The organism is Chryseobacterium sp. MMO-72 (assembly GCF_037146035.1).
In the GTDB taxonomy this organism is placed as follows: domain Bacteria; phylum Bacteroidota; class Bacteroidia; order Flavobacteriales; family Weeksellaceae; genus Chryseobacterium; species Chryseobacterium indicum.
Map to the genome: position 1 here is coordinate 151,202 of NZ_JBBCWG010000004.1, position 25,176 is coordinate 176,377.

Below are 25,176 nucleotides of genomic sequence, written 5' to 3' on the forward strand. Positions count from 1 at the left end.
TAAATTTTCTTTTATTGATGGGGATTTGGAGCTATTTAAGCTTTAAAATCACGAGAGAATTTGCCGGAATTTCCGCAGAAATTTTTCCCTTTTTAATGGTCTGCGTTTCTTCTTTCGGTGTGATGATCTCCGATTGGAAGTTATTTTCATCGGAAAGTCCTGCTGAAGTAAGTACGATTCTGGTGAGCTTACTGCCGGATGTAATGTTTTTCGGGTTGATTTCAACTGAAGTTTTTTCAGCATGCGCATTAACAATTTTAATGATTGTTTCATTTTTTTTAAGATCCCGTACTGCAGATGCATAAAGATAGTTTTCGCCTTTTAACGACTTTTCGTTTTCAGTGATTTTAATTAAATCTGTCCCTTTGTTGTTAGAAAATAATTTCTGAACATAATAATTGGGAGTTGCATAAGAAGACAGATTATTAAACCAGATTAAATCGGGCGTCCATTGCCAACCGTCTGCATGGGCGAAAAGCGGTGCGTAAGAAGTCATGGTTACAACATCTGCATTGCGTTCCAGCCCTGTCATAAAAGCGGCTTCCGAAAGTGCGGTCAGCCAGTTGTTTTTATTGTCGGGCTTTACAACACCCACCGATTGTGCAGCGTATTCCCCCGCAAAAACTTTAGGTCCGGAACGGTCATATTCATCATATCTTCCGGCGTTTTTCATAAACCATTCCGGAGAATTATAATAATGTTCATCCACAACCTGTGCATTCAGTTTTTTAAGTTCTTTCCAGCCGTAATCGAAAAATTCGCCATCGGGAGAAGGGCCGCTTCCCGAAATAATTTTAATATCAGGATATTTGGCGTGAATTGCTTTTTCAAAAACTTTGTAACGCTCGATATAATCTGCTCCCCACTGTTCGTTTCCAACCCCGATGAATTTCATGTTAAAAGGCTTCGGATGTCCCATTTCAGAACGGATTTTCCCCCATTTTGTAGAGGAATCTCCGTTGGCGAATTCAATTAAATCCAAGGCATCCTGAACATAAGGATCTAAATCTTCCACTTTTACGAGTTCGGCTGTGTTGAACTGGCATGCCATTCCGCAACTCAGAATCGGAAGCGGTTCTGCACCCAAATCTTCCGCCAGCTGGAAATATTCAAAAAAGCCAAGACCGAAAGACTGCCAGTAATCCGGAGTAAGACGGTGCGGAAATCCATTATTCCATTTATTGATAAGGTTTTCCCTGTCTTCTACCCTGCCAATCGTCTTTTTCCACTGGTACCTTTCTGCCAAGGTTCTTCCTTCAACAATACATCCGCCGGGAAACCGTAAAAAACCGGGTTGTAAATCATATAATTTCTGAACTAAATCCTTTCGTAAACCGCCTTTTCTTCCTTTCCATGTTTCTTGCGGAAAAAGTGAAATCATATCCATATTCACCACCCCTTTTCCTGTGAAAGTGATTTGAAGCTTAGCCTTTTCAATGGTTTTAGAAGGTATAAAAACGGTGCTGTATTTTTGCCATCCTCCTCCTTTGATTATCGAAGAGGCAGAAGAAATCACCATTCCGTTTTCATCAATAATTTTTGTATTGACGGCAGAAATATTTCCTGACACATTTTCCAGATTGAAACTAAAATCATATTTTTCACCCTGATGAAGTCCGATTCCCCGGAAACCTTCGTTTTCCAGTGAATAGTTTTTATCATTCCAAACCGTTATTCTTGCGTAGTTTTTATTGGTTTTAGACTTATCAGTAATAATCGTCAGAAAGCCGGAATCTAAATTGGGAGACAATGTTTTTGTATTGGGTTGTTTCCATCCGGTTAAAGGCTCATCAAATTCGAAACTGCGGTTTTTGATGAGTTCTGCGTATAATCCGCCGTCTGCTGCAAAGTTAATGTCTTCGAAGAAAATTCCGTACATCGTGGGCTGGATTTTGATGTTGGTGGATGTTCCGTCTAAATCGAGGAAGTGCTTTTTGATATTTCCGTTCTGCGCTGAAAAAAACGCTGCACTTAGTGAAATAGCCGCTGTGAATATTTTGGTTTTCGTTTTCATTTTTTGACTTGAAAAGTTGAATTTTTTACTGATAAACCTTATAGGTTTTAAAAACCTGTAAGGTTTCGCGGTTCTTATAGCTGATTAATTAACTTTCATTTGAATACTTTTTAGCCCGGATTCCTCAGAAGTTCCGCCGTAGAAAATGGTGTAATCTCCGGCTTTTGGAGCCAGATCATCTACTTTTTCATCATAAAATTTAAAGGAATCTTTAGAAATCGTAAGCTGAACATTTTTGGTTTCACCTGCTTTGATGAACACTCTTTCGAAAGCTCTCAAAGTCTTTACAGGAGCTAAAACATCGTTATTTCTTTTTACATACACCTCAACAACCTCTTCACCGTCACGTTTTGAAGTATTTTTAACAGGAATGGTAATCATCATATTTTCAGTTGCTGTAATCGTATTCTTACTCAATATAGCATCACCATAATTAAAATTTGAATAACTCAACCCATGTCCAAAAGCATACAAGGGTTTTTCGGTCATATAACGGTAGGTTCTTCCCTGCATATCGTAGTTTTCAAAACCCTTATGTTTAGCTGTTTTAGAAAGATTATTATCGAGCTGTTCCAGATTTTTATAAAAGGTAACCGGTAATTTTCCTGACGGATTGTAATCGCCTGCCAAAACATCTGCAACAGCCGTTCCACCCGATTGTCCGCCATACCATGCGTTGACTAAAACATCGTAATTTTTTTCGTCCTGCTCCAAACCGAGCGAACTTCCAGTGCAAAGCACAAAAACGACAGGTTTTCCGGTTTTTCTTAATTCTGCCAACAATTCACGCTGAACTTTCGGAAGGTCAATGGACGTTTTATCACCGCCTTTGAAGCCTTCTGCATTCACCATCATTTCTTCACCTTCCAGACTTGGCGAAAGTCCACCCGCAAAAATAATGACCTCAGCATCTTTCACTTTTTCTCTAACGGCAGCAAAATTGACCGGATCTTTTCTGTATACATCGAAAGTGATGCTTACATATTTTCCTTTTTGGGTGTGACGTAATTCAATTTGATATTCTTTGCCTTTTTCCATTTTCACAGGAAATTCCGAAGGATGTCTTGCGTCGGGACCTTTTCTTGTGGCGATTTCTTTTCCGTCAACAAAAAGTGTATAAACATCGGATGTTGAAGGTGAAAAAATGACATCGCCGGTGTAAGAACTTTTAAAAATGCCGGAAATAATCGCCGATGTATTTTCCCTTCCCACATTGGGAGCAAGCTGGGTTCCGCCGAAACTGTTATAATTGATTCCGCTTTTATTGACTGAAATATTAGCCGGAGTTCCTTTGAATTCATTGTTGTTGAAAAACGCTACTTTCATTCCTTTTTCGCCGTTTTTCCGGTTTAAAAAATTCTGATAAAGCGAAGTTCTGGAAGATGGATCGGCAACTTCGGTCCCTTTTTCATAAATAATTTCAGCATTTGGAAATTTGTTTTTAATTCCATCTAAAATTGTTACAATAGATGAAGGTGTTCCGTTATAATTTCCCAACTGCATCAGTTCGTCATCTGCATTGGGACCAACGACTGCGATTTTTTTGATTTTTTTATTCAAAGGCAAAACATTCTTCTCATTTTTCATCAATACAATTGATTTCTGAGCCATTTTTAAAGCCTGTTTTTGATGCTCTTCAGAATCCACAACGGAATATGGAATGGAGTTCCAGTGAACCGAAGATTTTGGGTCAAGCATTCCCAATTCAAACCAACCTTTCAGAATTCTGCGCATAGAAACATCCAGATCTTTTTCTGTGATTAAACCACTTGCTAAAGATTTGTTTAAATTATTGTAGGTGTCGCCACATTCTAAATCTGTGGAGTGTTTCAGCGCATCTGCAGCGGTACTTTTCTCGTCGGGATGTGTTCCGTGGTATTGTTTCTGGTAAAAATCTGCCAAAGCCCAGCAATCGGAAACGACCATTCCGTCGTAGTTCCATTTTCCGCGGAGAATTTCTGTCAGTAAAGTATTGTTCGCACAACAAGGCTGACCATCAAACGCATTGTAAGCACACATCACTTCCCTTACATTTCCTTCTAAAACCAAGGCTTTGAAAGCCGGAAGATAAGTTTCATACAAATCTCTTTTAGAAACTTCTGCATTGTAAGAGTGCCGGTTCCATTCGGGACCGCTGTGAACGGCGAAGTGTTTTGCGCAGGCATGCGTTTTAAAATATTTCGGATCATTTCCCTGCAAACCTTTCACAGCCGCAACGCCCAAAACAGAAGTTAAATAAGGATCTTCACCATAGGTTTCCTGACCTCTTCCCCATCTCGGATCGCGGAAAATATTAATATTCGGAGTCCAGAACGTCAAACCTTCGTAACGCCCGGTTTTTTGAGACTCATCAAAAGATCTGTTGTATTTTGCCCTCGCTTCGTCGGAAATCATTTCAAAAGTTTTAAAATGTTCCGGAACATCCCACGCTGCAGCCATTCCGATTGCCTGAGGAAAAACCGTTGCCGTTCCTGCTCTTGCAACACCGTGAAGCGCCTCATTCCACCATCCGTAACCGGGAATATCCAATCTGGGAACGGCTTTTGAATTATCCATCATCATTCCGATTTTTTCATCAACCGTTAATAATCCGAGAAGGTTTTCGATCCTCTGTTCTACAGGAAGACCGGGATTCTGGAAAGGATATTTAAAATTCTGTGCGGAGGATACTGCACAAATAAAGATTGATATATTTAACAGAATTTTTTTCATTTTTATTACAACAAAACATTTTATGGTTAAAAATCTTTAATTATTACAGGGTACATTCAGCTAATTCTGTAACAAAAACAAATATAAGATTCTATATTATATAAATGTATAAATAACACTTATTATTTTCGAGTAATGATTTTTATTGAATAAAACAAAGCCATCAAAATATCAGACTGATGATGGCTTTGATGAATTAACTGATATACAGATTATTGTTTAATAAATTTCTGTGATGATTTTTTTTTGTTTGGTGATGAAATTTCAATAAAGTAGGTTCCTGCAGAAAGGTCGCTGATTCCGATACGGTTTTTCCCTGCTGTCATTTTCAATCTTGATTTCACCAAGCCTCCTCTTGCATCATAAATTTCAGCCGTTGCATTCTGAGTTTTTAATTCAACAAAAATTTCCGTTTTTGCAGGATTCGGATACACTTTAACCTCATCTTTCTGCAGATTGCTATTCTGTGTAGCCAATACAGCGAAATTTAAAGGAAGCATATTTGCCGAATATGTATTTTCTTCCGTGAGGTATGCTCTGAAAGGATTAATCATCGGTTCACTTCCTGCAACAACTTTATAAAAGCCTGTTACTCCGCTTTCTGTTTTCAGAACATAACTGTTAGCCGGAACTTTTATGGTGTGATAGACTCCGTTCATCTGATTTACGGTAATGGCTTTTGGTGTAGAAACGTTCCCTGTTCCTGTAAAAGTATAGCTTCCTGTCGCATTCACAAGTACCGGAGTATTGGCTGGAATTGTTCCGCCAGAAATCTGGGTTCCCGAAACCGCTGTTGCGCCCGGCGACATAAGATATACCGCTACTCCTGAAGGAATATTGGCTTCAAAAGGTAACAGCAAAGTTTCGTACCCGTTAAAAGTTCTGCTGTAAGAAGCTGATGTCGTGCTGAAGTTAAACGGAACCTGAAAATCTTTGCCCAAATCTGAAAGGACAAGATTGGAACATGCCGTTCCGGAAATAACATTGTTTGAGGTAGAATTTACATTAGAATTCACATAAAAAATGTTATTTGAATTTACGCTTAGAGGCTGCCAGTTATTTGAAGGGGTAATTCCTGCAGTTGTCCTGAAATCCAGTGAGGTAAAGTAGCCGTTTTCCAATGCGTCCATTAGATTGCTGTCGTTGTCTGAATAGGTTCCGCTAAATTTTGAAGCAATTTCGTTGCCTACATTAAAATAAACATCTCCTAAATTTAAGGTAAGAACGGAACTGTAATTTGAATTTCTAAGTCCTAAAATTCCTTTGCATCCGTCGGTAAGCACCTGTCTCGAAATATCAAGGGTAATATCAAAATTTCCTCCTGTCGGAAAATTGATTCTTCCATAGTTGAAAGATTTTGCAATACCCTGACTGTTGATATAATACAGAGTCGTATTATCTGAATAGCTCTGTCCCGCTGTAGTGTAGCTGTTGACGTGTAAAATCAGCTTGTTGTATCTGTCGTTCAACTGAAGATAACCGTTTGAAGCAGTCATATTATTACTGATCAAAGGACTTGGATTGGAAAATGTTACCGTTGTATTACTGATGTTAAAAGCAGTTCCGAAAGCGGAATTGGTGGTTGTTTGTGTCTCGATTTTATTGTAATGGATATTTCCGCCTGTCATCAGAGAAACCGGTCTGTCGCCACTTTTATTGAATACGAAAGTCATTACGCTTGATGGAGCAATATCCGCTCCGGGACGGAAAGTGGGTGTACTGAATGAAATCGGCGTGGTCACCATATTGGAAGAAGCATTTGTGAGTACTTTTGTTCCCGATGTGGTATAAAAAGGCAGATCGACCTTCAGATTATAAGTATTGGCAGAAGAATTAATGACCATCAAAACAATCTGGTTACCATCTGTGGAAATATAGGAAGATCCCTGTAAAGCTCCAGTTTTATCATCCCATTTGGCATCAATTCTTGTTTTTCCTGTTACGTATTTTGCATAATGGGAAAGGATATAACCTCTTTTAGACATCACTCCTGTTGGTGTTCCGTAGGTTCCGTCGCCCATTAATCCGTAATATCTTTTTGAAGCGTAATGAATCCACGCATTGATATTTCCGAGCATGGAATTATTGATGCTTGAAGCAAAGTTAAAAGCATCAAGGTTCCAGCTGAAATCACGCGGAGTCTGGCTGCCGGAGTTCCAATTAATCAGATATTCTGTCTGCCAGATTTCTTTATTATAATTCTGGAACTGTTTGTAAGCCGACTGCATTAATCCGTACTGATGTCCTCCATAAACTTCGAAATTAGCCATGGTAGCAGTATTCAGCATGGCATTGGCAAAATTATCGGTAAAACCCACACTTTCCGGTGCAATCACTTTGCAGTTGATAAGATGTCCGTAATCTTTTACAAAAGTCGCTATCTGAGTCGGAGTCCAGATACATCCCTGATATTGAGCCATTTCGTCCGGTTCATTTTGGATAGAAATGTAATCCAGATCCACTCCATTGGTCTGAAGATAAGTAACAAAACTGTTGAGATACAAAGCATAATCCTGATAATTTTCAGGTTTCAAATATCCGATCTGCTGGACTCCGTTGGCATCTGTATAAACAGCATTCACATGGTTATTGGTTTTCCAGGCTGCGGGCATTGTCCACGGACTTGCGAAAATAGTAAGCCCCATTGATTTTGCTAATTGTGCCGTTGGTAATACAGCACTCCAGTTGCTGCTGTCTTCCGGAATATACAGCCTCATGATATTATAGCCTCCTTCACTTCCTGTTCCCCAAAGCGTCTGAATTTCGGAAGTCGTCATATGATTATAAGCGAATTGCGGACTGCAGACAAATCCTCCGAATCCTTTTATTTTCTGGTACGAGGTATTTTTATCGATTTTAACGGTGGTAAGCTGTCCGTAAAAAAAACAGCTAACAAGCAGAAAAATAGATTGAATTGCTAAAAAGTTTAAACGTTTTTTCATAATGTTTTAGTTTTAATTTTGATCATTTTTCAGTAAAGTATGGAATATACAATCCCCTTCAAGACGGTTTATTATTGAAAAACCATCAAGAAAATTCCCTGAACTGTATCAGGCAGCGGGTTTAAATAAAGTTTTGTTACAAAGCCTCTGCTGTTTTCCTTGTCCTGTATTTGCTGAAAACAATATTTAAAAAAAGAGAATGACAAATTGGATTAATGTTTCATAAGCAAAGCATTGATTGTTGTTACTATTTGCTGATTTTCAGTGAAGAATTTCACTTTCGGGTGCACCCAGATAAGAAGGCTGTAAACCTCCCGTATTGATCAGTATTTTTTCCAGAACGATCCCAGGCTCCAAAACACGGAATCGCAGCGTATATTTTCCGGGTTGGGAAATCTGGTGTTTCGTTGCGGACTTTATGATATGTTCGGATTGCCATCTTCCCAATTCGCCTCTGTAATGACCATTGAAATTAACTATCTGCGGCGTTTGATTATCAAAAGAAATTTCATAACGCAGTCCTTTGTTGTGATTAAAATTCAAAGTCGGCGCCAATAACAACTGGACTTCGAATTCGCCTTTGGATTCAAAATTCATATCATATTCCAGATAAATATTTTCATCCGCTTTTGGATAGGCATTCTGTGGAAAGGTAGTCACGCCGGATTTAGTTTTACCAAAATCCGGAATCACTTCCCAATGAATTCGGTCTGAATGGCTGGTTCTCGCAAAATTTTCCGCTTCTATCGAAATATAGCCGTTTTTCTCCTGAAATATTTTTTCTTTGGAAGCGTTATCATCATATACATAGGTTACTTCAGGCATTATATTTTCTTTTCCGTCTGCCCAGGTTTTGTATCCTATTCTCATCTGATCCATCATGTGTTTCCATTTCCCGCCGGCAATTTCATTGTTGTATTTATGATCCAGATATGCATTTCTCTCAAAGCATTCTTTTACCTTGTCCGCAAAATAATTTGCTTTTAAATCGTATCTGGCAGCCAATTCCTTGTTTTTTGCAACGGCATAATACATTTCATACAAATTGCTGCATGCATCGATAGGATAAAGAACTAACTGATAATAGGCATCATGATATTCTGCAGGGATCTGCTCTTTCAGGCGCAATGCATCAACAGCCAATGCTCTGTAATCATTTAAAACAGTTTCGAATTCATGGTAGTTTTCCAGACTGTATGTTTTGCTGTCCAGTGTTTCCGGTGTAACGCGACGGTTGTATTTTGCATACAGATTAATCATTCCCGCAATTTCTCCGGCGTGTTTTTCACCAAACTGCTGTGCTGCCCATTTTTCGGTATATTTTAAAAGATTTTTTGAATTGAACTGCTTCGGATTCCATGCCATTTCAAGGAAAAAACTGATAGGAAATTCCATTGGCTTCAAATCTCCGACATTTACCACCCAAACTTTATCCACTTTATGTTCGTAGGAAAGATTCATCTGTTCCCAAATCCTCTGAATTGGATTGATATTGATCCATTTTGAATTTCTCGGTCCGCCCACATAATCGAAGTGGTAGTACATTCCGTAACCGCCTTTGTGCAAAGGTTTTGAAAGATCCGGAAGTTTTCTCACATTTCCCCAGTTATCATCACAGAATAATAAAATTACATCATCCGGAACTCGCATTCCTTTGTCGTAATACTCCTGAACTTCTTTGTACAAAGCCCAAACCTGAGGTGTTTTTTCTGCTTTTTTACCGGTCACCTCAGCAATGATTCTTCGCTGGTCTTTCACTACTTTTTCCAGAAGGGAGATGTTCGTTCCCTCTCCCATCGCTTCATCACCGTCGCCGCGCATTCCCACTGTGACTAATTTTTCCCAGTTTTTGCTTCTTTCAAGCCCCAATTTCCAGAATTCCTGCAAAACTTTTTCATTTTTGGAATAATCCCAGACATTCGGTAAATTATTCTTCTTAATGTACCGATGCCAATCGGTCTGAGCCTGAGCCATCGGTTCGTGGTGTGAAGTTCCCATAATAATTCCCATTTCATCGGCTAAAGGTCCGTTCAAAGGATCATCGTCATAGAAAGCTTTTCCCCACATGGCTGGCCAGATGTAATTGCCTTTCAGCCTTAAAATCAGCTCAAAAACTTTCTCGTAAAATTTAGAATTGATTCCTCCAAAAGTTGTTCTCGCCCATCCTCCCAACGAAGGTTCTTCGTCATTCAGAAAAATTCCTCGGTATTCTACTGCAGGTTCTCCGTCTGTATACATTCCTTTTTTAAAATATAAGTTTTCCTTTTTCTCAACCGGAACATCTGCCCAGTAATACCATGGCGAAACCCCGATTTGCTGAGACATTTCATAAATGCCGTAAATGGTTCCTCTTTTGTCGCTTCCGGCAATGACGATTGCTTCAGAAAGGCCGGGAAATGGATGGCTTACATTCTGAATGATGTATTTTTCATTTTTTCCGGTTAAAGATTTTCCGTCGATTTTTTTCTGTTTAATGAGATCATCAACTACCGATTTTGTTCCTACTGTTCCGATGATGATTAAAGGAGAATTCATTTCCGAAACCTGATTCAATATATTGGGTTCACTTCCCGTTACCTTAAGAAAATCGGACTGCAGATTTTTAACTGCTCTTAAAATTCCATTATCCATTCCGGAGGTGAAAAGAATCGAAAGAGGGACTGATCTTTCTTTTAATACAATTGTTTCCGAATTTTTTTCTTTACTGATGAACGGTTCTGTTGCATTGAGTTGTAAACAGCATCCGAATACCATGACGAGAAAAAATATTTTTATCTGATTCATAATCTTTTATTTTCTATTTAAATAAAATTTGAATGGCTTATCAAATTGAACCCTTTCAGGGTTCGGATTTATTCGTATTTCTTGACATAGGTTTGCACCTATGGTTATTAATATTGAATCCTTCGGATTCTTTGAGTGCAGCGAATCTCTTCGCAGCCCGACTTGAACGGAGCTCTTTTTGCCGCAGCAAAGCGGAGGCAAAAAAGCGGGAGTGGAAGGCGGAAAAAGCTGCCCAAAAAATTAATTTCTCAAAACAAATCCTCCGTTTGGCTGAATTTCCACATTAAAATCACCTTTTGCACTCACTTTCACTTCTTTTTCTGATGAATTTCCGTGAGTATCGTCGTTGATGAATTTCACCGTTTTTCCAGCAAACACAGGAAGACTGATCTTCAGTTTTTTAACCGTTTTTTCTGCATTAATTCCGGCAACATACCATTGATTCTGATGTCTTCTTGCGATCACAGAATATTTTCCGGGATAACCGTCTACAAAAACCGTTTCATCCCAAAGTGTGGGAATTTCTTTCATAAAATCAAGCTGAAATTTTGGGACATCATGCAGATTGTTCGGTGTTACTCCAAACATCTGAACCGGATTCTGAAACAGAACCGCCGTTGCCAACTGAAAACTGTCTGTTGTGTATCTTTTATTCTTGTCTTTGTTGGATTTCGTTAAATATTTATTGAGAAAAGTCCCGCCAAACTCCATACTTCCGACCGTATTTCTGATGAATGGATGCAGTGAGGCGAAAAAAGCTTCCTGTTTACGAACATCTTCGGAAAAACAGAGCATTTCGGACGCTAAAACCGCTTCGCTTCCAGCATAATTCGGGTACATTACTTCCCAGCCTCTTGGTAATGTGGCTCCGTGAAAAATAATTTTTAACCCAAAATCATTGGCATCGGAAAGAATGTCTTCATACAGACGTATTGTTTCCTGTTTATCACCACCGAAAAAATCGACTTTCAGCCCTTGTACACCTGCTTCTTTCAGCCATTTCATTTCTTTTTTGCGTTCTATGGAGGAACTCATTTTGTTTCTCGGTCCCATCGGCGCATCATTCGCAGCACCGTTGGAATTGTACCAAAGCAATACGCCTACATTTTTGGATCTGGCATATTGAATGAGATCTTTCATTCTTTCTTTTCCTATATTTTTGTCCCAAAGCGCATCGATCAGAATGTATTCATACCCCATTTCTGATGCTAAATCGATAAAAAGGCTTTGATCTTTATAATTCATACTGTTGTCCTGCCACAGAATCCAGCTCCAGGTTGATTTTCCGAAGGTATATTTCTGTGAGGGTTCATACATTTGCTCCACAACATCAAAAGGAATCGTGGTTTCCACAATCGGTTTTAAAGAATCGCCAATGGTGATGGTTCTCCAAGGTGTTTTTCCGGGAAGTGAAATGGATGCTCCTGTACTTCCAAATCCATTGTTTTCAGCTTTATTCGGGTAAGCAACCTGATAAAGATCTTTTTCAGAAGTTGTATTGAGGTGAGAAGCACAGTAGAGGCTGTTCACACCAGTTTCGGACAATAGAATCCACCCGTCGTTTCCGATATGAAACAATCCCGGAAAAACGTAACCATAATCAGATTTTATTCCTAATTCTGCATCAGCTTTATAACCACTTTCGTAGCTTGGTGCCGTTCTGGCAAAACCTGTCATCGGTTTCATCATTGGAGAAAGGATAGTTGTGGTTTGAGCCGGGAATCTGTAACCTGTAGTTTCTGACTGTACGACCGCACTTAAATGGTCTTTCATCGGCTGAATTTCATATCTGAAAGCCAGATTGTTATTGCTCACCTGAAACTCAATCCCAATATTAAAGTTATCTGCATTGGTAAAATTGACTGTCAAAATATTTGCGGTATAACTGACTTGTGATTTCTTGATTTTCTCGTTGGTGTAGTTTTTAGAAACTTTGTCTTTTTTACTATCAACGAATTTCAAATTTTCAGAAAAATCAGATTCATTGGTAATCAGACCTAAAGGTGATTTTTCCAACATTATTTTTCCCTGAAAACTAAGATTGTAAAGAGCTTTTCCGTTTTCAGCAAAGACATTTAATTTTAATTTTCCGTCGGGGCTTGAAATTTCTGCGACCTGTGCAAAACCTGAAATTCCGGTGAGGAACAACAACAATATGGAGAGGTAGGATATTTTAATCATAATCAGTTATTTTCAAGAAAAGTCCAATAATCGAAAAACATAATATCTTTAGGTGCTTTTCCATTAAATACAAAGTACACATCGTGAACGCCGGTAATTTTTTCCTTCAGTTCTGTTTTCACGGTTTCCCAACGGTCGTCTCCGCCAGTTAAAGGAACTTTTACTGTGGCAACCAATGGTCCGTTAATACCGTCCAGACGAACATCCATTGTCACGTCACTGTTGTGTGTTGTTCCCACTCTTGCTGAAAATGTAGCGGCTCCTTTTCTGCCAAAATCCACATTTTTCACACTGGTGTAAGCGCCGCTTTTTTTTGCTTTGATAAAAACCCCTGCTGCTTTGTTCTGATAAGATTTTACATTTTCAGACCATGCAATTGTTTCCGCCTGATTAAATGAGTAAGGATTAATGGCTGCAATGGCTTTGGTTATTCCACTCGTCATTTTGATGGGTACAACCGAGCCGTCTTTATTAAAACTGAGTTCCTCCACACTTACGGATCTTGTAAATCCGCTTCCTCCCGGCAAAGCGCCGTTGTGATAAAAGAAATAGGTTTTTCCTCTGAAATCAATGATTCCGGGATGATTAGTGAACGATTTCCCTTCGGTTGGCATTACAATTCCGCCGTATTTCCATGGTCCTTTTGCGCTTTTGCTTGTGGAGTAGCCTATGAATTCCGGAAGCGGTCCGCCCGGCCAGAAGAGATAATACAGATCTTTTCTTTTATATAACCAAGGTCCTTCCTCATATTTTGTTGGTCTTTCGGGGTTCTCTTTTCCGTCTCTTTTCCCGAAAGATTCTTCTGTAATGGGAACTTCAACAATCTCGCCGGAGTAAGAAATCATGTCCTGATTCAGTTTTACATATTTGAGTTTCGGATTTCCCCAGTACATATGCGCCCGTCCGTCGTCATCAATAAAAACTGTCGGATCGATGTCGCCCCATTCGCTTTGCACAAGAGGTTTTCCAAGCGGATCATGAAACGGCCCGAACGGACTATCTCCCACCGCAACACCAATCGCTCCTTTATTATTGGTTTTAGACCACATCGGAACGTATATAAAAAATTTACCGTTTCTTTCCACGCACTGTGCCGCCCACGCATCACGTTTTGCCCAGTCGAAGTCGCTGTAGGAAAGGATTGTTCCGTGGTCGGTCCAGTTCACCATATCGTTGGTGGAATAAACTCTCCAGTCGTTCATTGTGAACCATGTGGAATCATCTTCATCATGGGTTGTGTAAACGTAAAGCCTGTCATTGTACACCATCGGAGCCGGATCGGCGGTATAGTTGGTCTGAATAATAGGATTCTGCGAATATAATATTCCCGAAAAGACTAGCAGACAGAGATTGAGTATTATTGTTTTCATATTTTAATGACTTTGGATACTATTTTACTCTTTAAAAAGTCCTTGCGCAAACTCATAGAGACTGTTTCTCCAAACCGGCCATGTATGACCGCCCTAATAATCTTTGTAAGAATATTTAATTCCGATTTTATCCAGTTCTTTCAGCATTTTCTGACCGTTTTCATAGGCGATATCGTCTTTTCCGCCCATTGAAATCCAAAAATTTCTGATATTGGATGAAAAGGCAGATTTATTTTCCGTTAAAAATTTATACTGCTTGTCGGCAACGTCCTGAAGCGCAGGCAGCATATATCCTGAACTGAAAACGCCTAAACCTGAGAACATCTCGGAATTCTGAATTCCTGTATATAATGTATAGATTCCACCCATAGAAAGTCCTGCCAAAGCCCGATTTTCCTTGCCTTTTTTAATTCTGTAATTGGTTTCGGCAAACGGGATGACAGATTCTTTCAGCTCTCTTTCAAAGAGCTGAAGATTGCGTTCGCCGAAATTTCGGATTCCTGCCTGTCCGATATTGGCATCGGGCATAATGATAATCATTTTTTTTGCTTTTCCTTCTGCAATCAGATTATCTAGAATAAGATTGGCTTTGCCTTGTTTTGCCCAACCGCTTTCATCTTCGCCTCCGCCATGTAAAATATACAGTGCTGGATAAGATTCGGAGGAATTCTGATCGTAACCCGGCGGCGTGTAAATGAAGACTCTTCTCCATGAATTAGTGACTTTGGAATAAAAATTTTTAATGCGGACGTCCCCGTGAGGCACGTCTTTTAAAGCATAAAAATCATCTCCTTCAAAGGGAATATCGATTCCACTGGCGTATCTTCCCATTCCGTAAAATGTTTCGCTGGAGGGATCTGCAACCGCTACTCCGTCAATCAACAGGGAATAGTAATGAAAACCTCCGCTTTGAGGATCTGTTGTGCCTGTCCAGAATCCATCGGGATCTTTTTTCAGGTCATATTTTTTTCCCAGATCGATCTGTACTTTTTGTGCTTCCGGAGCTTTGATTTTAAACATCACTCTTCCGTCTGGAAGGATTTGAGGATACTGCGCATTTCTGATATTGGTTGCTGCGGGTGTTCCTAAAACCGTAAAATTACTGAACTCAGATTTGTCGACAGGCTTGAATAATAGCTGTGAAAAAATATATAAATCGTTTTTCCAGACCTTGAAGTCGTGACCGCCCGGTTCGATGTAAAAAATATGGGGGATTTTGTTTTTGTTGAGATAGTCGCTGGTTCTTTTACTGAAAGGCATCAGTCCGTCCGCATCGCCACAGGAAATAAAAATAAGTTTTAGCTTCAGGGCATCCTGCGGATTGGGTAAAAGCTGACCAGGTTCTTTTGTATTGGGCGCTGAAGAAAATGCACCTAACCATGCAAATTTATCCATATTTCCGAAGGCAAAATTCTGGGTTTGTCCGCCTCCCATTGAAAGACCCGCCAAAGCGCGGTTTTCTCTGTCTTTTTTAACTGGATATTTTTTTTCTACAAAGGGAATGAGGTCATTCAGCAGATCTTTTTCAAAGGTTGTAAAGGCTTCTACTTTATCCGGAGCCATAATATTTCCTGTTGCTCTGTCATTCTTCATTGCTCTTCCGTTCGGTAAAACAACAATCATCGGCTGCACTTTTCCCTGTGCGTAGAGATTATCGAGAATAACATTTGGCTTTCCCTGATTGAACCATTCTTTTTCATCTCCTCCGATGCCATGAAGGAGATAAAGAACAGGGTATTTATTTCCTTTTTTGAATCCGGGTGGTGTGTAAATCAGGGCTTTTCTGGTCGTTCCTACCGTTTTTGATAGATATTGAACCGTATCGATTTTTCCGTGGGAAATTGTAGGATTTTCTACATCAAAACCTTGTGGTGCCTGTTTATCGGAAGTCTGTGCAGAAAAAAGGATTCCGGATAACATGAAAGTGACTGTTAATATGATGGATCTGTTCATGATTTTTATTTGTAATTTTTACACTTATTTATTTTGATAAAAAAATTATTCATTCAAATGGATTTGTTTTTTTAAATTTTATCGTCTGTTTTATTAACAGTTCGCCTCTAAGAAGCTTTGTTTTGGTAACGCAACTTTTTTCTATTAACAGAATGCTCCTACGGAGCTCATATGTCTTTTTAAACAGCGAATCTCTCGTAGCCCGGCTTGAACGGAGCTCTTTTTGTGAGGAGAAACGACGAATAAAAAAGCGGGAGTGGAAGACGGATAAGCTACCCCAAAAATAACCCCACATCATTACTCTGAAATAGTATTGACTCTGAAAAAATCAACATCTACAAAACCACCCAGATTCCTGGTTGCATAATTGAAGATTGCCAACCTGGAACCCATAAAAAATCTTCGGTAATCGAAAATCATTTTGTATCCTTTTTCCATTTCGGTCCAGTTTTTCTGATCGGTACTGTAATAGAAATCTGCGAGATCTTTTCCGAGGTTGAAATCGGCATCAATTCTAAAATAAACGATATCGGAATCCAGGGGAATACGCTTTTTCTCCTCTTTTTTAACACTTATAACTGCCTTGGTCTTGTTATCTAAACTGACTGCATCTGATGAAAAAACAATAAATTTTTTACCACCTTCCATTATGACAGACAAAATTCCGGAGTCCCCGTTGAAAGCACTGAAACCTGCAACATCGCCGTCTTTCATTCCTTTCACATTTAAAGAAACAATGCCGCTGGATTTAGGACCTTCCATTCTCTGCGTTAAGGTGTTTGGAGCGAGGTACAAATTATCCACTACTCTGCTTGTTTTCAACCTTAGGAAGCCTTTTCTTTCGGATAGAGACCATGCTGAATTGACAGGATTATGATTCCATTGCCATTGTATTTTCATTTTTTTACCTGAAAATTCGTCACTTTCTACCAGATGATTTTTTGGTTTAAATGTCGGAAGCGGAACTTCACCCGTGAAAGGTACTTTTCCGTTATTACCCAAAATTGGCCAGTTGTTTTCCCATTTCACTGGAAGCAAAACCGGAACCCTTCCTACTCCATTTCTGTCCTGAAAGATCAGGGAATACCAGTTGCCATTCTTATCGTCAATCAGAGCGCCCTGTCCGGCGTATGAAAATCCAAGAAAATTGTCTTCAAGGATAACTTTTTTCTCGTACGGGCCAGTAACTTTATCGGCTCTGTACACTTCCTGACGGCGTTTTCCGCCTTTTGGCCAGGAAATCATCATCATGTAATATTTTCCGTCTTTTTTAATGATCTGATTGCCTTCTAAAAGTCCGGTTTCTGATTCATCTTTCTGAAAGACTTCTGTTCCGTCCTGATTTCCGATAATGGTTTTAAAATCGGGACTCAGCTCAAAAACTTTGTTTGACGTGAAGACATACACCCGATCATCATCATCGAAAAGCAAAGAGGCATCGTGAAAATGTCTGGTTCTCGTGATGAGTTTCCAGTTTCCTTTTTCAGGATTGTCGGTGACATAAAAGTAGGATTTGAAAGGCTCATCATTAGGAGAAAACAGAACGTAATATTTTCCTTTATGATAACGGATGGAAGAAGCCCACTGTCCACGTCCGTAAACGGTTCCGTTAAGCAAGTCATATTTAGAATTATCATTCAGTGTATCAAAAACATAGCTCGACATTTCCCAGTGTACCAGATCTTTGGAATGCATTACGGGAGCTCCCGGCATCAGATGCATAGTGGTGCTTATCAGATAAAAATCGTCACCATTTCGGGTAATTGATAAATCCGGAGCATCCGCCCAAATGATGGGGTTGGTAAAATGGGTTGTCGTCTTTTCAGAATGATTTATCTGGGCCGAAAGTGGATTCAGCCCGATAAATCCCAAAAAAGAAACTATATAAAATGGTCTATTAATTTTCACGTTTTTGCAATTTTGGTTTGGTTTTAATCAATCTAAAAACTCTTTGACAAGCTCAGTTTGACATTACTGATAATCAATCTATTGTAAATTCGAATTAGCCTTTTAAAAGCCTGTATGATCTTTTATTTTGGCTAAAGCCGAATTGGCTGTTCTTTTTTGAAAAACGGGCTAAAGCCCGTTCCTATTCATATTCCGAGTGATTGCTTTTACTATTGATTCGGCACAATGTCATTGGAAGAAGTACTGTATAATCCTATCAGACTTCCTGTAAATCCGCCTGCCACATCGGTAGAAAGGATATCTCCCGAAACCGGACCGCCGAGATTTTTAAAGTTTCTGCCATCCAAAGAATAGCTGAAGCTGATTTCATCTTTTTCTCCCGTTACCTGAAATTTAATATTTTTTGAAAGTGAAATTTTTTCGCTTGCTAACAGTCTGGATTCCCCTTTTTCTGTTCTTTCCAAAACGATATAGAAATCTTTGTCTTTTTTCGTGATTCCGAAAACGTAGTTGAATCTTTCACTTTGGTAGCAAGTGATTCCTGCCAGTTCTTTTTCGGATTTAGGTTTAAAATCAAGCGTTACGGAGGTATCAAAATCTTCGTGCTGCAATCGGTGGAATAATGCAGAAACAGGAGCTAAAGCTTTGATATTCGTCTCCATAGGATTCACTTTTACCCCCGCTTTTGTAGTGGTGATAAAATTTTCGCGCGGTCCACGCATTGCAATCCAACGGAAATCCAGATTTTTATCGGTTAATTTATCATTATAGTTAAAATTTCCATTCGGGAAAAATCCGTTTTGTCCGGTCTGATTCTGAACGCCTTGTGGCATTTTCAGTTTCGGCTTCATCGGAACCAGACCATTTTGGAACACAGGATATGTTCCGCTCCAGTCAACCGGAAGAATGAAAGTTTCTCGACCTTTATTTACACGGTTATTTACATTAGGACGAATGGCTAAAAATACGCCGTACCATTGTCCGTTCGAACCTTCCACCAAATCTGCATGACCTGCCCAATCTACTTTTTCTTTTCTGTCTCTTGGAAAGTATCTTTGGGTAAGAATCGGATTGTTTTTGGCCGGAACAAAGGGACCTTTAGGAGAGTCTGCCATAAAAATAACTTCGCTGTGGTTGCCTCCGGTTCCGCCTTCTGCGCACATCAGGTAATATTTTCCTTTGTATTTGTATAAATGAGGACCTTCGATCCAGATTGGTTTTTGCGAAAGGTCTACTCCTCCGTTCACAATAATTTTGTCTGAACCTGCAACAACCTGATCTTTTTCCAGATCGTAATCCCACATTTTAATAACGCGATGACCTTGATACTGCTCGGTTCCTTTTGGCGGCGCATCGTTGTGAACAATGTATGCTTTTCCGTCATCATCAAAGAAAATAGCAGGATCAATCCCATCAAAATTCAGCTTTTGTACTTCGCTCCATCCTTTTGCCGGATCTTTGGTTTTCACGACCATATTCCCAACTCCACCTGCAATCTGGGTGGTAATCATATAAAATGTATCGTTGAATTTGTTGTATTTGATATCTGGCGCATAAATTCCCTGTGAAACACCGCCTTTTTCTACCTTAAGCTGGGAAGGTCTGTCGAGAACGTGACCTACCTGCTTCCAATTTACCAGATCCTTGGAAGTGAAAATAGGAACTCCGGGAAACATTGAGAAAGAAGAATTTACCAAATAATAATCATCTCCTTTTTTTGTAATACTTGGATCGGGATAACAGCCCTGAAGAATCGGGGAATAAAATTCGTCCGGTTTCAGGGGATTGTCGTTGTATATTTTGTCGTTTCCACGATAGGTAAAATCTGAGAAAGTCTGTGCAGAAAAATGACTTACAGAAAGCCAAGATGCAGCAGCCAACAAAGTAAGTTTATTTCTTAAAAAAATCGAATGCATTATTCTCTGTCTCATTATTATATTTTTAGATTATTGTTTAATATGGTATTTAGGCTTTTTAATCTTGTCAGAAAAATATTGAATCTGACCTTTTTAAATCTTTCAAAGCTGCATTTTATTTATTATTAAAGCAGCAACGTCTTAATTTTTACTTAATTCTTCGCCTGAAGATTTCCTATTAATCAGTTTAATGATTAGCCATGCGGAAACATAAGAGATTCCTGCAATAAAGAAAATGATGTTGTATCCTCCGTTAATATTTCCTGATTTTTTGAATGTATCCAGAACAACACCAATAAACAGAGGGAAAATAATTCCTGCCGCCGAACCAAGCATTCCGCCAAATCCGATCACGGAACTTACATGGCTATTGGGTAGTCTGTCGCCAACCGTTGTCATGAGATTTGCTCCCCAGCCTTGGTGCGCAGCAGTTGCAAACGCAATAACAATGGTTATTATCCACATATTTTCGACATATTTTGAAAACATTACCGGTACCACCATTAATGCAAACAACAGCATCACGATGCTTCTCGCTCTTCCGATTGCCCAGCCTTTTTTAATTAAAAAAGATGAAAAATAACCGCCGCCAATGCTTCCAATAGTGGTTCCGCTGTAAATAACGATTAATGGAATAGAAGGTTTGGTTAAATCCATTTTGAAAACATCGGAAAAATAAGCGGGCAGCCAAAACATGAAGAAATACCAGATGGGGTCTGTCATTATTTTTCCGATTGCAAATGACCATGTTACTTTGTATTTTAATAATTCTGACAGGGGAATTCCTGCCTGAGATTCTGACGGTGTCTGCTGATCACTTTTGATGTACTGAAGTTCTTCCCGGCTTATAAGCTTTGATTTTTCCGGTGTGTAATAGAATTTCCACCAAAGAATAATCCATAATAAACCCAATGCGCCAATCCAGACAAAGGTCTGCTGCCATCCGTAATGCCCAAGAATAAAAGGAACCAAAACAGGTGCAAGAATAGCCCCGACAGTTGCTCCCGAATTAAAAATTCCTGTTGCCAAAGCCCTCTCTTTTTTCGGGAACCACTCTGCAACAGATTTTATAGCCGCAGGAAAATTTCCGGCTTCGCTTAAACCTAAAGACATTCTTGCAACAATAAATCCTACTGTACTCTTCACAAAACCATGTCCTATAGAAGCAAGACTCCACACAACCAAAGAAACGGCATAACCAATTTTGGTTCCCACTCTGTCAATAAAACGTCCCATTGCCAGATAACCTAATGCATATGTTGCGGTAAAAGCCATCACAATATAGCTGTAATCTTTTTCGTCCCAGTGGAACTCGGTTTCTAATGTTGGTTTCAGCAATCCCATCACCTGACGATCAAGATAATTAATCGTTGTAGCGAGGAAAACCAAAGACAGCATCCACCATCTGAGATTCGTTTTAGGTATCTGCATTTTTATTTTAATTGAATTAATAATTTTTTAACCTTATCCTTTAATTCTTCGGAAGAAAGATTGGGATTAATCAGAGAGCTTCCGAGTCCTACCGCAACAGCTCCGCCTTCCAGCCAACTCATAATATCCTCCGGATCGGAGCTGATTCCTCCGGTCAGCATAAATTCCATTTCAGGGAAAACAGGCTGGATCGATCTGATGTATTTTTTCCCTACGACATCCGCAGGAAATATTTTTACCATTCTAAGTCCGTTCTGATAAGCCAGATTTACGTCTGACGGGGTAAAACATCCCGGAATCAGTAAAACATTTCTTTCCGAAGCATTTTTAACGATGGATTCATCAATCACCGGTGTAATCATAAAGTCTGCACCCGCATTTACGTATTCATTCATCTCTGCCGCATTTTTTACGGTTCCTATTCCTAAGAAGAGTTCCGGAAATTCTGTCGCTGACAGTTCTTTCAGTTTTCTGAAATTTTCTAAAGCAGATGCTCCACGATTGGTGTATTCTACAACGCGGATTCCCGCTTCATAAAGCGATTCTACAATGGATTTTGAAACCTCGAAAGACTCATTGTAAAACAATGGAACGATCTTCTGCTCTTTTATTTTTTGTATGATTGTTGAACTCATAAATTCTCGATATTAATCGTTTCGTTGATGGTGTCGCCCTGTACAAAAAGTTTTTTAAAGGCTACTTTTACAGCATCATTCAGGATTTTTTGGGTTGTATTTTCTTTGATGATCCCGTGAATAAGAGCCGCCATGAAAGAATCTCCGCTGCCTACTCTTTCCAGAATTTTATCAGAATAGTAGTGTTCTGATATGAATAATTTCCCTCCGGAATACAGGGTTGCAAAATAATGAACTTCGTCCCCTTTTGTGAATCTGAAAGTATTGGCAATGCTTTCTACATTGGGATAAGATTTCTGAATTTCCAAAGCTGATTTTTCAGCCTGCTTTACAAGATTTTCATCATCAAAATTTCCGTTCAGATCGTACTGGATTGAAATGTCCAGAAATTCCTGAATTGACCATATATTCCCCATTAAAACATTCACAAACGGCATCAGCTTTGAGATTTTATCAAGAGGATTCTGATTCTGCCAAAGAGAAGCACGGTAATTCAGATCGAGAGAAACTTTAATATTCCGGGCATTGGCTTTCTTCATCAAATCAAAACATTTTTGAAAGGCATTCTCGCTCAAAGCGGGTGTAATTGTACTTATATGAAGCCAGGTTACATCCTGAAAAACCTCATCATCGGAAAATCCTGAAAAGTCTGATTCTGAAAAAACCGAAGGAAAACGGTCGTAGATCACTTTGGCATTCTGCATATCTCCATCGAAAGGAAGATAAAAGGTTCCTAATCTGCCTGTTGATTTTTCTGCGAGGATTTCTATTTTTTCCTGATTTAATTTTAATTCCAGCTGATCGCCCAGATAATTTTCCGGTAATGCAGAATACAGAGAAACCTTATTTCCCCATTTGGAAAGAGCGGAAGCCACATTATATTCAGCTCCGCCTATATAAATTTTAACGGACTGATTTTCCAGCCAATTTCCATGAGAATCCGGAGCAAAATGCAAAAGCAGTTCTCCGAAGCATAAAATTTTATTTGAATTTCCCTGATTCATTCTTAAAAATTGAAATAATTTTTGGCGTTGTAATAACAGATATCCTGAATTATCGCTCCAACCCATTTTTCGTCATCGGGAAGAAGCCCTTCTTCCATTTCTCTTCCGAATATGTTACAAAGCAATCTCCTGAAATATTCATGTCTGGAAAACGAAAGGAAGCTTCTGGAATCGGTAAGCATTCCGACAAAAGTGCTTATTAATCCAATATTCGAAAGTGTGTTCATCTGCTTCTGCATTCCATCCAACTGATCCAGAAACCACCATGCAGCACCGAACTGTATTTTTGACCGGATCCCTGATTGGTTGAAATTGCCTGCAAGAGAAGCCATAACTTCATTATAAGCCGGATTTAAATTGTAAATAATCGTCTTTGCAAGTTTATCTTCGGAATTGAGTTCATCAAAAAGAACACTCATCCTTTGAGCAAAATACTGCTCTCCGATTGCATCAAAACCTGTATTGGCGCCAATACTTTTCAGCATGAGGGAATTGTTATTTCTTGTTGCTCCTACGTGAAACTGCTGAACCCAGCCTTTATCAGAATATATTTTGCAAAGTTCTTTCAGAAGAAATCCGCAAAGCGCATCCGGATTGGAAAATGCAGGTTTGTTGCCTTTCAGAAATTCTGAAAACTCTTTTTCCAGATCTGAGCTCCATTTCGTTGTGTCCGGAAAATATTCAAATCCATGGTCTGAAACTTTAGCTCCAACCTCATCAAAATAATTGATTCTTGACTGAAGTGCATTTAATAAATCGGACACTGAACTGATATTGATTCCGGAAGCTTTTTCGAGTTTTTTAAGGTTGAGAATATAAGATTCGGGATCAATAATATTAATGTAAATATCCGGCCGGAAACTCGGCAGAACGTTTGTACTGAAATCACCAGCTTTTAATTTTTTATGATGATCCAGCTCATCCGAAGGATCATCTGTTGTACAAAGTGCTTCTACTTTATAATTTCTGAGCAAATTCTGTGGCGTAAAATCGGGTTTCTGTAAGGAATCCTGCATTGAGCTGTAAACATCTGCCGCATTTTTACCGGACAAATATTCCTTAATTCCAAAAGTATTTTTTAGCTCAAGATGAGTCCAGTGAAATAGCGGATTCCGAAGCGTATAAGGAACGGTTTCTGCCCATTTAAGGAATTTCTCTTCATCGGCTGCTTTTCCTGAAATGAAATGTTCATCAATCCCGAAATTCCGCATCGCGCGCCATTTGTAATGGTCGCCATCCAGCCAGATTGAGGTAGGAGAACGGAAATTCCGGTTATGCGAAATGACATCAGGTTCCAAATGATTGTGATAATCGATGATGGGCATTCCTTCCGCATAGCCAAAATAGAGGTTCTCTGCTTTTGCTGATCCCAGCAAAAACGAATCTCCGAAAACGTCTTTATTTTTAATGAAATGACTCATTATTCAATTTAAAAAAAAATTAAACTCCGCTGAAAGCACTGAAACCTCCGTCAACAGGAATCAAAGCCCCGGTGATGAAGCTTGCGGCATCTGAACAGAGAAACTGCACTGTTCCATTTAACTCTTCCACTTCCCCGAATCTCTGCATGGGCGTTTTAGCAATTACTTTTTTGCTTCTGTCCGTTAAAGATCCATCAGGATTCAGTAAAATGGCACGGTTCTGATCTCCGATGAAAAATCCCGGCGCTACTGCATTTACACGGACTTTATCTCCGAATTTTAAAGCCAGATCGGAAGCCAGCCATTGGGTAAAATTGGTAATTGCTGATTTTGCCGCTGAATATCCGGCGACTCTTGTAATTGCAGAATACGCTGCCATTGATGAAATATTAACAATGCTGCCGCTTTTCTGTTCCGCCATTATTTTTCCGAAAACATAGCTCGGATAAACAGTTCCGTTGATATTAAGAGCAGTAACCTCATCCCATCCGCTGATATTCATGTCGAAAAATGACTGGTCGGGAGATAAGGTTGCTGAAGGAATATTTCCTCCGGCGATGTTCAGCAAAATATCTATTTTACCATATTTTTCGATGATTTTTTCTGATGCATTTTCCAGACTTTCAATGTTCATTACATTGGCTTCCACGGCAAATGCATTATCTTCTGAACCTGCAAGTTCCTTTACACGGGACTGCAGTGTTTCGTGGTTTCTTCCTAACATCACCACTTTTGCACCGGCTTCGATAAAACTTTTGGCAAGACTTCCTCCCAAAACACCTGAGGCTCCTGTAATGACTGCGACTTTATCTTTTATGCTGAATATTTCGTTCATTTTTAATTTTTGATGAATAATGGTTGATATTGAACCCTTCGGGTTCGCTGTTCATTGTATTCTGTTTTCC

General features: G+C 39.3%; 14 protein-coding genes. All 14 read right to left on the minus strand.

Features of this window, described 5'->3' with window-relative positions; all coding sequences use genetic code 11:
* Positions 1-31: 31 nt before the first annotated feature.
* The 14 genes from WFH39_RS07765 to WFH39_RS07830 all read right to left on the minus strand — a co-directional run bounded on the left by WFH39_RS07765 (position 32) and on the right by WFH39_RS07830 (position 25,106).
* Positions 32-2,014 (minus strand): alpha-L-arabinofuranosidase C-terminal domain-containing protein, encoded by a 1,983-nt coding sequence (locus tag WFH39_RS07765; RefSeq protein ID WP_336689453.1) that lies wholly within the window; start codon positions 2,012-2,014, stop codon positions 32-34.
* Positions 2,015-2,098: 84 nt separating this feature from the next.
* A complete protein-coding gene (locus WFH39_RS07770; protein ID WP_336689454.1) occupies positions 2,099-4,726 on the minus strand; it encodes a glycoside hydrolase family 3 C-terminal domain-containing protein in 2,628 nt (875 codons plus the stop codon).
* A 212-nt stretch (positions 4,727-4,938) separates the two neighbouring features.
* A complete protein-coding gene (locus WFH39_RS07775; RefSeq protein WP_336689455.1) occupies positions 4,939-7,668 on the minus strand; it encodes a T9SS type A sorting domain-containing protein in 2,730 nt (909 codons plus the stop codon).
* A 261-nt stretch (positions 7,669-7,929) separates the two neighbouring features.
* The gene (locus WFH39_RS07780) at positions 7,930-10,452 is read right to left on the minus strand and encodes a glycosyl hydrolase 115 family protein (RefSeq protein WP_336689456.1); all 2,523 of its coding nucleotides are present in this window, start codon (positions 10,450-10,452) and stop codon (positions 7,930-7,932) included.
* Positions 10,453-10,692: 240 nt separating this feature from the next.
* On the minus strand, positions 10,693-12,633 hold the full coding sequence (locus WFH39_RS07785) for a glycoside hydrolase family 97 protein (RefSeq protein ID WP_336689457.1): 1,941 nt from the start codon (positions 12,631-12,633) through the stop codon (positions 10,693-10,695).
* 2 nt (positions 12,634-12,635) lie between these two features.
* Positions 12,636-14,003, minus strand: a complete 1,368-nt coding sequence (locus WFH39_RS07790; RefSeq protein WP_336689458.1) for a glycoside hydrolase family 43 protein — start codon at positions 14,001-14,003, stop codon at positions 12,636-12,638.
* A 93-nt stretch (positions 14,004-14,096) separates the two neighbouring features.
* On the minus strand, positions 14,097-15,956 hold the full coding sequence (locus WFH39_RS07795; protein WP_336689459.1) for an alpha/beta hydrolase-fold protein: 1,860 nt from the start codon (positions 15,954-15,956) through the stop codon (positions 14,097-14,099).
* 297 nt (positions 15,957-16,253) lie between these two features.
* Positions 16,254-17,864: a glycoside hydrolase family 43 protein gene (locus WFH39_RS07800; protein ID WP_336689460.1), complete on the minus strand. Its 1,611-nt coding sequence runs from the start codon at positions 17,862-17,864 to the stop codon at positions 16,254-16,256.
* Between the two features lie 209 nt (positions 17,865-18,073).
* A complete protein-coding gene (locus WFH39_RS07805; RefSeq protein WP_336689461.1) occupies positions 18,074-19,795 on the minus strand; it encodes a glycoside hydrolase family 43 protein in 1,722 nt (573 codons plus the stop codon).
* Positions 19,796-19,921: 126 nt separating this feature from the next.
* Positions 19,922-21,211: an MFS transporter gene (locus tag WFH39_RS07810; RefSeq protein ID WP_336689462.1), complete on the minus strand. Its 1,290-nt coding sequence runs from the start codon at positions 21,209-21,211 to the stop codon at positions 19,922-19,924.
* 2 nt (positions 21,212-21,213) lie between these two features.
* Positions 21,214-21,846: a bifunctional 4-hydroxy-2-oxoglutarate aldolase/2-dehydro-3-deoxy-phosphogluconate aldolase gene (locus WFH39_RS07815; protein ID WP_336689463.1), complete on the minus strand. Its 633-nt coding sequence runs from the start codon at positions 21,844-21,846 to the stop codon at positions 21,214-21,216.
* Positions 21,843-22,850: a PfkB family carbohydrate kinase gene (locus WFH39_RS07820; protein ID WP_336689464.1), complete on the minus strand. Its 1,008-nt coding sequence runs from the start codon at positions 22,848-22,850 to the stop codon at positions 21,843-21,845. Before WFH39_RS07820 ends, WFH39_RS07815 begins: the two co-directional genes overlap by 4 nt.
* A 2-nt stretch (positions 22,851-22,852) precedes the next feature.
* Positions 22,853-24,271, minus strand: coding sequence for a glucuronate isomerase (uxaC, locus tag WFH39_RS07825; protein WP_336689465.1), 1,419 nt, complete (start codon positions 24,269-24,271; stop codon positions 22,853-22,855).
* A 19-nt stretch (positions 24,272-24,290) separates the two neighbouring features.
* Entirely contained in the window at positions 24,291-25,106 is an 816-nt protein-coding gene (locus WFH39_RS07830) for an SDR family oxidoreductase (RefSeq protein ID WP_336689466.1), read from the minus strand.
* Positions 25,107-25,176: the final 70 nt, after the last annotated feature.

Coding starts and splice junctions, on each gene's coding strand:
- WFH39_RS07815 (WP_336689463.1), bottom strand. CDS start 21,846: ATGAGTTCAACAATCATACAAAAAATAAAAGAGCAGAAGATCGTTCCA.
- WFH39_RS07830 (WP_336689466.1), bottom strand. CDS start 25,106: ATGAACGAAATATTCAGCATAAAAGATAAAGTCGCAGTCATTACAGGA.
- WFH39_RS07785 (WP_336689457.1), bottom strand. CDS start 12,633: ATGATTAAAATATCCTACCTCTCCATATTGTTGTTGTTCCTCACCGGA.
- WFH39_RS07820 (WP_336689464.1), bottom strand. CDS start 22,850: ATGAATCAGGGAAATTCAAATAAAATTTTATGCTTCGGAGAACTGCTT.
- WFH39_RS07765 (WP_336689453.1), bottom strand. CDS start 2,014: ATGAAAACGAAAACCAAAATATTCACAGCGGCTATTTCACTAAGTGCA.
- uxaC (WP_336689465.1), bottom strand. CDS start 24,271: ATGAGTCATTTCATTAAAAATAAAGACGTTTTCGGAGATTCGTTTTTG.
- WFH39_RS07805 (WP_336689461.1), bottom strand. CDS start 19,795: ATGAGACAGAGAATAATGCATTCGATTTTTTTAAGAAATAAACTTACT.
- WFH39_RS07790 (WP_336689458.1), bottom strand. CDS start 14,003: ATGAAAACAATAATACTCAATCTCTGTCTGCTAGTCTTTTCGGGAATA.
- WFH39_RS07810 (WP_336689462.1), bottom strand. CDS start 21,211: ATGCAGATACCTAAAACGAATCTCAGATGGTGGATGCTGTCTTTGGTT.
- WFH39_RS07795 (WP_336689459.1), bottom strand. CDS start 15,956: ATGAACAGATCCATCATATTAACAGTCACTTTCATGTTATCCGGAATC.
- WFH39_RS07770 (WP_336689454.1), bottom strand. CDS start 4,726: ATGAAAAAAATTCTGTTAAATATATCAATCTTTATTTGTGCAGTATCC.
- WFH39_RS07775 (WP_336689455.1), bottom strand. CDS start 7,668: ATGAAAAAACGTTTAAACTTTTTAGCAATTCAATCTATTTTTCTGCTT.
- WFH39_RS07780 (WP_336689456.1), bottom strand. CDS start 10,452: ATGAATCAGATAAAAATATTTTTTCTCGTCATGGTATTCGGATGCTGT.